The organism is Mesorhizobium sp. M0244, from assembly GCF_040321795.1.
Lineage (GTDB): Bacteria > Pseudomonadota > Alphaproteobacteria > Rhizobiales > Rhizobiaceae > Mesorhizobium.
The window spans coordinates 1-8,781 of the sequence record NZ_JAMYSE010000155.1 but is presented as its reverse complement, the minus strand read 5'-3'; the positions used below and the strand labels follow the sequence as shown (position 1 = coordinate 8,781).

10 protein-coding genes are annotated in these 8,781 nt (G+C 63.2%); 3 read left to right on the top strand and 7 right to left on the bottom strand.

Going from position 1 to position 8,781, the window contains the following annotated elements:
- Positions 1 to 555, top strand: a 555-nt coding sequence (locus tag NKJ08_RS37450; protein ID WP_352786200.1) for a COX15/CtaA family protein, incomplete at its 5' end; no start/stop codon positions are given.
- On the opposite strand, the gene NKJ08_RS37445 is transcribed toward NKJ08_RS37450, so the two are convergent.
- Genes NKJ08_RS37445 through speB form a run of 3 tightly spaced genes read right to left on the bottom strand, consistent with a single transcriptional unit; the run spans position 545 to position 3,348 of the window.
- Positions 545 to 1,384 carry an aminoglycoside phosphotransferase family protein gene (locus NKJ08_RS37445; RefSeq protein WP_352532540.1) on the bottom strand — a complete coding sequence of 280 codons (840 nt, stop codon included), beginning with the start codon at positions 1,382 to 1,384 and terminating at the stop codon, positions 545 to 547. The genes NKJ08_RS37450 and NKJ08_RS37445 overlap by 11 nt on opposite strands.
- Positions 1,385 to 2,311 (bottom strand): N-acetyl-gamma-glutamyl-phosphate reductase, encoded by a 927-nt coding sequence (gene argC, locus NKJ08_RS37440; RefSeq protein ID WP_352532538.1) that lies wholly within the window; start codon positions 2,309 to 2,311, stop codon positions 1,385 to 1,387.
- Between the two features lie 29 nt (positions 2,312 to 2,340).
- Positions 2,341 to 3,348 (bottom strand): agmatinase, encoded by a 1,008-nt coding sequence (gene speB, locus NKJ08_RS37435; protein ID WP_352532536.1) that lies wholly within the window; start codon positions 3,346 to 3,348, stop codon positions 2,341 to 2,343.
- 288 nt (positions 3,349 to 3,636) lie between these two features.
- Between speB and NKJ08_RS37430 the strand changes: the two genes are divergently transcribed.
- Positions 3,637 to 4,695 (top strand): glycerophosphodiester phosphodiesterase family protein, encoded by a 1,059-nt coding sequence (locus NKJ08_RS37430; RefSeq protein WP_352532534.1) that lies wholly within the window; start codon positions 3,637 to 3,639, stop codon positions 4,693 to 4,695.
- A gap of 358 nt (positions 4,696 to 5,053) precedes the next feature.
- Here the strand turns inward: NKJ08_RS37430 and NKJ08_RS37425 are convergent, their stop codons facing one another.
- The gene (locus NKJ08_RS37425) at positions 5,054 to 5,932 is read right to left on the bottom strand and encodes an aldo/keto reductase family oxidoreductase (protein ID WP_352786197.1); all 879 of its coding nucleotides are present in this window, start codon (positions 5,930 to 5,932) and stop codon (positions 5,054 to 5,056) included.
- A 94-nt stretch (positions 5,933 to 6,026) separates the two neighbouring features.
- Here NKJ08_RS37425 and NKJ08_RS37420 point away from each other — a divergent pair, with 94 nt between their 5' ends.
- The gene (locus NKJ08_RS37420; protein ID WP_352532530.1) at positions 6,027 to 6,920 is read left to right on the top strand and encodes a LysR family transcriptional regulator; all 894 of its coding nucleotides are present in this window, start codon (positions 6,027 to 6,029) and stop codon (positions 6,918 to 6,920) included.
- A gap of 109 nt (positions 6,921 to 7,029) precedes the next feature.
- On the opposite strand, the gene rpsI is transcribed toward NKJ08_RS37420, so the two are convergent.
- The 3 genes from rpsI to NKJ08_RS37405 form a co-directional block, all read right to left on the bottom strand.
- Positions 7,030 to 7,512 carry a 30S ribosomal protein S9 gene (rpsI, locus tag NKJ08_RS37415; RefSeq protein WP_023717316.1) on the bottom strand — a complete coding sequence of 161 codons (483 nt, stop codon included), beginning with the start codon at positions 7,510 to 7,512 and terminating at the stop codon, positions 7,030 to 7,032.
- A gap of 1 nt (position 7,513) precedes the next feature.
- Complete coding sequence (gene rplM / locus NKJ08_RS37410; protein ID WP_292654203.1) at positions 7,514 to 7,978, bottom strand: 50S ribosomal protein L13; 465 nt, start codon at positions 7,976 to 7,978, stop codon at positions 7,514 to 7,516.
- A gap of 214 nt (positions 7,979 to 8,192) precedes the next feature.
- A complete protein-coding gene (locus NKJ08_RS37405; protein WP_352532528.1) occupies positions 8,193 to 8,657 on the bottom strand; it encodes a PaaI family thioesterase in 465 nt (154 codons plus the stop codon).
- Between the last annotated feature and the right edge of the window lie 124 nt (positions 8,658 to 8,781).

The window sequence follows — 8,781 nt, the reverse complement described above, 5'->3', positions numbered from 1 at the left end:
CTGATCTTCACGGCGACAATGGTGGTCGCGCGTGGATTGGCCCCACACTCCGAACCAGCCGCCGACCGCTCGACGCAACGCCTGGCCGGCTTTCTGGTGCTGCTGGCGCTGGTTCAGATCTATCTCGGCGGGCTGGTCGCAGGGCTCGACGCCGGCTCGAGCTACAACACCTGGCCGCTGATGGACGGCAAACTGGTCCCCGGCGACCTGCTTCTGCTAGAGCCGGCATGGCGCAATTTCTTCGAAAACCCGAAGACGGTGCAGTTCGTTCACCGGCTTGGCGCCTACACGATCTTTGTGGTCGCGCTCTGGCACATGATCGCGACACGCCGGCGCTTGCCGGGAACGACACATGCCCGCCGCGCGACGCTGCTGTTCCTGATTGTGGTGGTCCAAGCGTCGATCGGCATCGGCACGCTATTGATGCACGTACCGCTGCACATGGCGCTGACGCACCAAGGTATTGCGCTGGTCCTGCTCGGCTTTGCCGCGGCGCACTGGCGCGGCACCAAGGGCGCTTATCCGCTGCCCCATGAGATTGCTCTCAGAGGCTGAACCGCACCGTCCGAATCGCCGCGGCGATCGCCAGTTCGCGGTTTTCGTCGACCACATTGCGATCTTCATGGTGCCATGCAGCCGACAGGCAGCCATAGGCGATGGCGTGGTCCAATATGGTGGCCGGTGACTGGCGCAGCGTCGCCGCAAAGACTTGCGCCATGTGAGCGATCCGCTGCGGATCAAGGCAGAGATCGTCGCGGTCGAGTGGGTTGTAGAACATGTTGGCCGCGTCGAAGTCGGGGTCGCCGAGAACGCCCTTCGGGTCGATCGCCAACCAGCCGCGCGGACCGCGCATGATGTTGTCGTGATGCAGATCGCCATGCAGCGGCCGCACCTCACGCGGGTTGGCCAGCAGCCGTTCCGCGATCCCAGCGGCTTCGAGATAGAAGCTCCTTTTGCCGGCATCACGGTCGGCCTTCGCCTTTCTGAACAGGCTGGAGAACCGCGCACGCAACGGCTGGAGATCCGGCGGGGCAGGGTGCTTCGACGGTGAGAACAGTCTTGCCATCACCTCCGCCGCGATCGCGGTGGCGGCATTGTCGCCTTGATCCGCAATCACCTGTGACAGCGAGGTTTCGCCGGCATATTCCAGCAGCATGCGATGGCCATCGCGGCCGAGCAGCCGCACTGCCCCTTTGCCGCGTCGCCAGGCGAGGAAATGCTCGCCACGCAACTCGTCCTCAACATCGTCGAAAGGTTTTAGATCCTTGACGATTGCCGGCGAGCTGTCCTCGCGAACAACCTTCCAGATGCAGCCGCTGAACGTTTCGGCGATGAGTTCGGGCGCGCCGACCCTCCAGCGCTTTGGAAATGCCGGCGCATCCATTCAGAGGCCGAGCATCAAATCCATGTTCTGCACGGCAGCGCCCGAGGCGCCCTTGCCGAGATTGTCGTAGACCGCAAGCAGCAGCGCCTGCGCCCTGTCGTCATTGGCAAAGACGTAGAGCTTCATCCGGTTGGTGCCGTTATAGGTCTCCGGATCGATCTCAGGCATGCGTTCCTGATGCAGATACGGCGCCACCTCGACCACGCCGGCATCGATGGAAGCGAAATGATCGGCGATCGCTGCATGAAGCTCGGCGCCGGTCGGCACATGGTCGAGGCCGCCGAGTTGCAGCGGCACCACCGTGATCATGCCTTGCGCGAAATTGCCGACTGCCGGCTGCATGATCGGATCGTGCGAAAGCTTGGCATAGGTCCTGAGCTCCGGCACGTGCTTGTGCTGCAGCGTCAGCCCGTAGGGCAGGAATTCCGGCGCATCCTCGCCCTTGGCGACATAATCCTCGATCATCGGCCGGCCGCCGCCGGAATAGCCGGAAATGCCGTTGACGGTGACCGGAAAATCGGCCGGCAACAGCCCCGCCGCAACCAGCGGCCGCAGCGTCGCGATGGGTCCTTGCGGCCAGCAGCCCGGATTGGCGACGCGCTTCGCCGAAGCGATCTTCTTCGCCTGATCCTTGTCCATTTCGGCGAAACCATATTCCCAGCCCTCGGCGACGCGATGCGCCGTCGAGGCGTCGATCACCTTGGTGGTGTCATTGGCGATCAGCGAAACGCTTTCCTTGGCGGCCGCGTCCGGTAGGCAGAGAATCGCGACATCGGCGGCATTGAGGAACTCGGCGCGCGCTGCCGTTTCCTTGCGGCGCTCGGTCGGGATGGAGATGATTTCCAGGTCGCCGCGCTCGGCAAGCAGCGCCCTGATCTGCAGACCGGTGGTGCCGTGCTCGCCGTCGATGAAGATTTTCGGTTTCATTGCCTGCCTGAATTCCTGTTATCTCAAAGTTATATGCCGCTTGCCTGATTCAATCCGGCAACGCTGTAATTGCCCTGGTTCATTTCCTCGAGCCGGGCCTTTCGTTCGGCCAGCAGCCCGAGATAGTGCATGGCCACCATCGAGCCGGCAATTGCCGTTATATCGGCGTGATCATAGGCTGGCGCAACCTCGACGACGTCGGCGCCGACGATATCGACCTGGTTGATCTGGCGCAGCACCGACAGGATCTTTGCCGAAGACGGGCCTCCCGCGACCGGCGTTCCGGTGCCGGGCGCAAAAGCCGGATCCAGGCAATCGATGTCGAAGGTGACGTAGGTCTTCTTGCCGCCGGTACGGTCGACGATGGCGTAGGCGATGTCGGATGCCCGCATTTCCTCCACTTCATGGCCATACAGGATCTTGATGCCGAAAGTGTCGGGCGCATGGGTGCGGATGCCGATCTGGATCGAGCGGTCGGGGTCGATGATGCCCTCCTTTACCGCACGGCCGACGAAGGAGCCGTGATCGATGCGCTTGCCGTCGTCGGGCCAGGTGTCCTGGTGTGCGTCGAACTGCACCAGGGCCAGCGGCCCATGGATGGCGGCATGCGCCTTGAGCAGCGGCCAGGTGACGAAATGGTCGCCGCCGAGCGATAGCAGGAAGGCGCCGGATTTCAGGATCTTTGCCGCCTCGCGCTCGATCGTGCCGGGCGTCTTCTGGTGGTTGCCGCTGTCGAGCAGGCAATCGCCATAATCGACCACGGCGAGATGTTCGAACAGATCGCGCGAAAACGGATATTGCGGGTCGTTGTCGAGGATCGCCGAGGCGCGGCGGATCGCCTGCGGTCCGAAACGCGCGCCCGGCCGATTGGTGACCGCGGCGTCGAAGGGAATGCCCCACACCACCGCATCGGCGCCCTTCACGTCCTTCGAATATTTGCGCCGCATGAACGACAGCGCGCCGGCATAGGTCGGCTCGAACGACGCACCCGTCCTGGAGCGGGTGGTGAAGGCGTGATCGATGGTTCTTGGCGGCATGAAGCGATCTCCTGTGCGTCGACGCGCAACCTTATTGGACATAATTCTCAGAATTGCGACTCCTTCGGAGAACCACGACCATTCGAGCCCGGTCACAAATTCTTGCTTGCCAGGCGAGCTCCGTATGGCTGGCCGGGAGATTGCCTGGCAAGCAACCGAAAGTAGCCGCCAACGGCTGCTTCGGCCGGCGCTGATCTGAATTTTCCAGCGTTTGCGAAGCCGGCTTCGTTCACCGGGGTGTCACGAGCGTCGCTTAACCGGGTGTCGATCCGGTACGGAGCGATTCTCATGCGAACGACTTGGCTGAGCCTTCTGCTTTCCGTCGCGCTGACGGTCCCACTTGGTTATGCGTCGGCAGGCGAAACGCGCGCCAGGCAGATACTCGACCGCTTCGAGCATGCCAACCGATGGCGCGATCATGTGATGGTGGCCGCGCACCGCGCCGGCGGCATGCAGGCCGGCAAGACGCTCTATCCCGAAAATTCGATCGCCGCCATCGAGGCGTCGATCGCAATGGGCGCCGAAATCGTCGAGGTCGATATCAGGCGCTCGAAGGACGGACAGTTCGTCGTCATGCATGACAGTTGGCTCGACCGCACCACGACTTGCAAAGGTGAGGTCGACAAGCACACATTGGCCGAACTCAAGACGTGCCGGTTGGTGATCGAAGGCACCGGCGCCGTTACGGGCGAGACGGTCTCGACGTTGCGCGAGCTGTTGATGGCGACCAGGGACAAGATCCTCATCAATCTCGACAACAAGCTCGATACCGAAAGCCTGACCGGCATGGTCGCGGTCGCGCGCGACCTCGGCATGGCCGAACAGGTGATCGTCAAGGAGAACCTGTGGGATGCGGAGAGGATCGCCACGGTTGCGGCCGCCATGGACGCGATCGAGGGCGGCTTCCAGTTCATGCCGATCATTGCCGACGATGCGGTTCACGACGCGATGTTTGCCGAAAAAGTCAGCCGGGCGTTCCCGGTGCGGGCGATCGAACTGATCAATTGGCGGGCCGGCGCCGAGACACTGACCGAGACCGGCGGCCCGCTGTTCAGCCCGCGCATGCGCGCGATCGCCGTGAGGGGCGACTGGCACATCTGGGCCGACACCTATGCCATCGTCAACAAGCCGGGCGGCTTCCTCGCTGGCGGCCGCGGCGACGAGCTGGCGGTCGCGGCCAGCCTGCCGCGCGAGACTTATGGCTTCTGGGTCGAGCGAGGCGCCACTATCATCCAGACCGACGAACCGAATGCCGCCATCGGTTGGCTGGCGGCGAACGGTTTTCGCGTGCCCTATGCCGGTGAGAAGCGCCCGGCCGAGCCGGCCAACACGGCCAGCATCAATTAGACCGGCGCGGCGAGAATTGCGGTCTCCCTCTTGTGGGGAAGATGCCCGGCGGCAGAGGAGGACGCTGTCCCGCCGACCCCAGGCCGGCAGCGCCAACTTTCGAAACCCAGAAACAGAAACCCGCCACGGTGGGCGGGTCGTCGGCGCCAATCAGCACCATACCCAGATTAGTAGCATAGCTGCCGGCACAAAGCAAGAACAAAATGTGGCGTTGTGGCAGAAAAATGCGACTATCCTTCAGCGCCTCGGTTGTCCGCCTGCAAGGTCGCGCGCCTTGGCGCCCTTTCTGTCCTGCCGGCCATCTCCTCCGCAAGGGAACCCACTTGGGGGAGATTGGCTCGTCACCGCCTTCGGTAATCTACCCGCAGGCCGCCATTGCCACACTATCCAGCTCCTTGACGACATCGTCCGACAGTTCGAGGTCGGCAGCGGCGAGGTTTTCTCGCAGATGTGCGACGGAAGACGTGCCGGGAATCAGAAGAATGTTGGGCGCGCGGCGAAGCAGCCAGGCGAGCGCGACCTGCATGGGCGTGGCGTCGAGGCGCGCAGCGACCTCGGACAAGGTCGACGACTGCAGCGGGTTGAACCCGCCGAGCGGGAAGAACGGCACATAGGCGATGCCATCGCGGGCCAGATTGTCTATCAAGGCATCGTCGCCTTGGTGCGCCAGATTGTACTGGTTCTGCACGCAGACGATCTTGCAAATCCTGCGACCTTCCGCGACTTGCGCAGCGGTGACGTTGCTCAATCCGATGTGACGCACCAAACCTTGTCGCTGAAGCTCGGCGAGTGCCGTCAGCGGCGCTTCGATCGATCCTTCGGCGGGGCCATGTGCGTCGAACATGATCCGAAGGTTGACCACTTCCAGCACGTCGAGCGCGAGATTGCGCAGATTGTCGTGCACCGCCTGTGTCAGCTCTTCTGCCGAGAAGGCCGGTAGCCATGAGCCATCCGTGCCGCGTCGGGCACCGATCTTGGTGACGATCATGAGGTCGCCGGGATAGGGTGCGAGCGCTTCGCGGATCAACAGGTGGGTGACGTGCGGGCCATAGAAATCGCTGGTGTCGATGTGATTGACGCCTTGTGCAACGGCTTCGCGCAGCACGGCCAATGCCGCGTCGTGATCCTTTGGTGGGCCGAAGACGCCTGGCCCTGCGAGCTGCATGGCGCCGTAGCCGAGCCGTCTCACTTTGCGGTCGCCGAGGATGAATGTGCCGGACTGGTCGACGCTGGACATGGTCTTTCTCCTTCAGGGATGGTGCACAGATAGACGCTGTCCGATCTCATGATAATTGGCTACAATTCGCACGGGCTGTGCGGAATGACGAACAATGCAGATTGATCTCGGGGATCTGAACGCCTTCGTGGCCGTAGCGCGCGCCAAAGGCTTTCGGGATGCGGCACGCGCCAGCGGCGGCAGTGCGTCCGGCTTGAGCGAGGCGGTGCGCCGCCTCGAGACGCAGCTCGGTGTCAGGCTGCTCAACCGGACGACCCGCAGCGTCGTCCTGACCGAAGCCGGCGAAGGCCTGCTGGCGCGGCTCGGTCCTGCCTTGACCGAGGTGGAATCGGCCCTCGACGTGGTGAACGGCTTTCGCGACAGGCCGGCAGGTACGTTGCGCCTCAATGTGCCGGTCAGCGCGGTGCGGCTGGTCCTGCCCAGCATCGTCCCGCGGTTCCTTGCCGCCTATCCCGGCATCCGGCTGGAGGTGGTCGCCGAGGAGAGCTTTGTCGATGTGCTGGCGGCCGGCTGCGACGCCGGCATCCGCTATGACGAGCGGCTGGAGCAGGACATGATCGCCGTGCCGATCGGACCGCGCGTGCAGCGCTTCGCCACCGCCGCCAGCCCTGCCTACCTGGATCGTCATGGCCGGCCGCAACACCCGAGCGACCTGCTCGGCCACGCCTGCCTGCGCGGCCGCTTTGCCAGCGGTGCGATGCCGCCGTGGGAATTCGAGCGCGACGGCGAGGTGGTGCGGGTCGACCCGACGGGGCCGCTTCTCGTGACCCTGGGCGGGGCGACTGACCTCAAAGTCGATGCAGCCGTCGCCGGCACCGGCATCATCAGTCTGTTCGAGGATTGGCTACGCCCTCACTTCGAGAGCGGGGCGCTCGAACCGCTGCTTGAGCCCTGGTGGCAGAGCTTCTCCGGGCCGTTCCTTTACTATCCCGGCCGGCGCCTCGTGCCGGCGCCGTTGCGGGCGTTCATTGACTTCATCAAGGCCTGAAGTCTGCCACGATGCGAGCGAGCCGCGCCTGCCGCCGGTGATTGGTGCCGCCATTCATAGAAAAGGCCGCCGGAGGCGGCCTTTTCGTCTTCTGAAAGCTGCGCTGCGCTTAACGCTTGGAGAACTGGAAGGAGCGGCGGGCTTTCGCCTTGCCGTACTTCTTGCGCTCGACGACGCGGCTGTCGCGGGTCAGGAAGCCGCCCTTCTTGAGCACGGCGCGCAGCGCCGGCTCGTAATAGGTCAGCGCCTTGGAGATGCCGTGGCGCACGGCACCGGCCTGGCCGGAAAGGCCGCCGCCAATGACGGTGGCAACGATGTCGTACTGGCCGGCGCGGTTGGCGGCGATGATCGGCTGGTTGAGGATCATCTGCAGCACCGGACGCGCGAAATATTCGGCGAACACCTTGTCGTTGACGACGATCTTGCCGGAGCCGGGCTTCACCCAGACGCGGGCGATGGCGTTCTTGCGCTTGCCGGTGGCGTAGGCGCGGCCCGATTTGTCGAGCTTCTGGACATGGACGGGTGCTGCCGGCTGGGTGTTGGTGTTGCCGGTGGCAGTTCCGAGTTCTGCGAGCGAGGAAAGCTCAGCCATCTTACGAAACCTTCTTGTTCTTGGCGTTCAGCTTGGCCACGTCGAGGGTGACGGGCTGCTGGGCGACATGCGGATGTTCCGTGCCTGCATAGACGCGGAGATTCTTCATCTGGCGACGGCCGAGCGGGCCACGCGGGATCATGCGTTCGACGGCCTTTTCGACGACACGCTCGGGAAAACGGCCCTCAAGCAGCTGGCGCGCGGTGCGTTCCTTGACGCCGCCGGGGTGGCCGGTGTGCCAGTAATAGACCTTGTCGGTGAACTTCTTGCCGGTGAACACCACCTTGTCGGCATTGATGACGATGACATTGTCGCCGTCGTCGACATGCGGAGTGAAGGTGGGCTTGTGCTTGCCGCGAAGATGATTGGCGATGACAGTGGCGAGACGGCCGACGACGAGACCCTCGGCGTCGATCAGCACCCACTTCTTCACCACATCCGCAGGCTTCTGCGAAAAGGTTGCCATGGATTGTTGCTTTCGGTTCGGACCTTCAAAAGAAGGCGTTTCTTGTTGCTTGGATTGGCGAAAGGCACTTGCCCGTCGCCAATAACAAAACGGCGGCCTTTGCGGGCCGCTGTTCCGTGAGGGCTTATAGGAGAGGGCGGCGACTACGTCAAGGCGCATGAAAAGCTAGCTCTGGGGTAAAATCAAGCAAAAACAATGATTTGAGCAGAAGGTATTATTTTACCACATCTCCAATCCGCTTCGGCGGGATCGAATAGGTTCCCGTCGCGTGCGCTACCGTGTGTCCCTCCGGCCCGGCGACGATGTCGATATCGAATACCATCAGGCTTCTGCCGAGCTTGAGGATGCGGCAATGGCCATCGATCGGCCCGGCCTCGGCCTTGCGGACGAAATTGATGTTGAGACTGGTGGTGACCGAAAGAGCATCCGGCCCGGCATGCGAGAGCACGCAGACATAGCCGCCTATGTCGGCCAGCGTGAACAGCGAGGAGCCCGACACGGTGCCGCCGGGGCGCAAATGGCGCTCGTCGGCATTGAGCCGCACGATGCAGCCGCCTGGAAACACCTCCACCGCCTCATAGAAGGTGAACTGGTCGTTGAGTTGCGGGAAAACGGTCGCCATCAGCGCGTTGACGTCGGCAGCGGTCAGCACCGGCTTGAGATTGCTTTGGGCAGGCATGTCGGTCCCTCGTTTGCGCCTGCCTGTATGAGCGCAGCGTGCCGTTTCTGGCAACAGCCACTCATTATGGCAGAAGCGGAAGAGGGGAGTTGGACGAAGCGAGACTGCATACTAGATTCTGTCT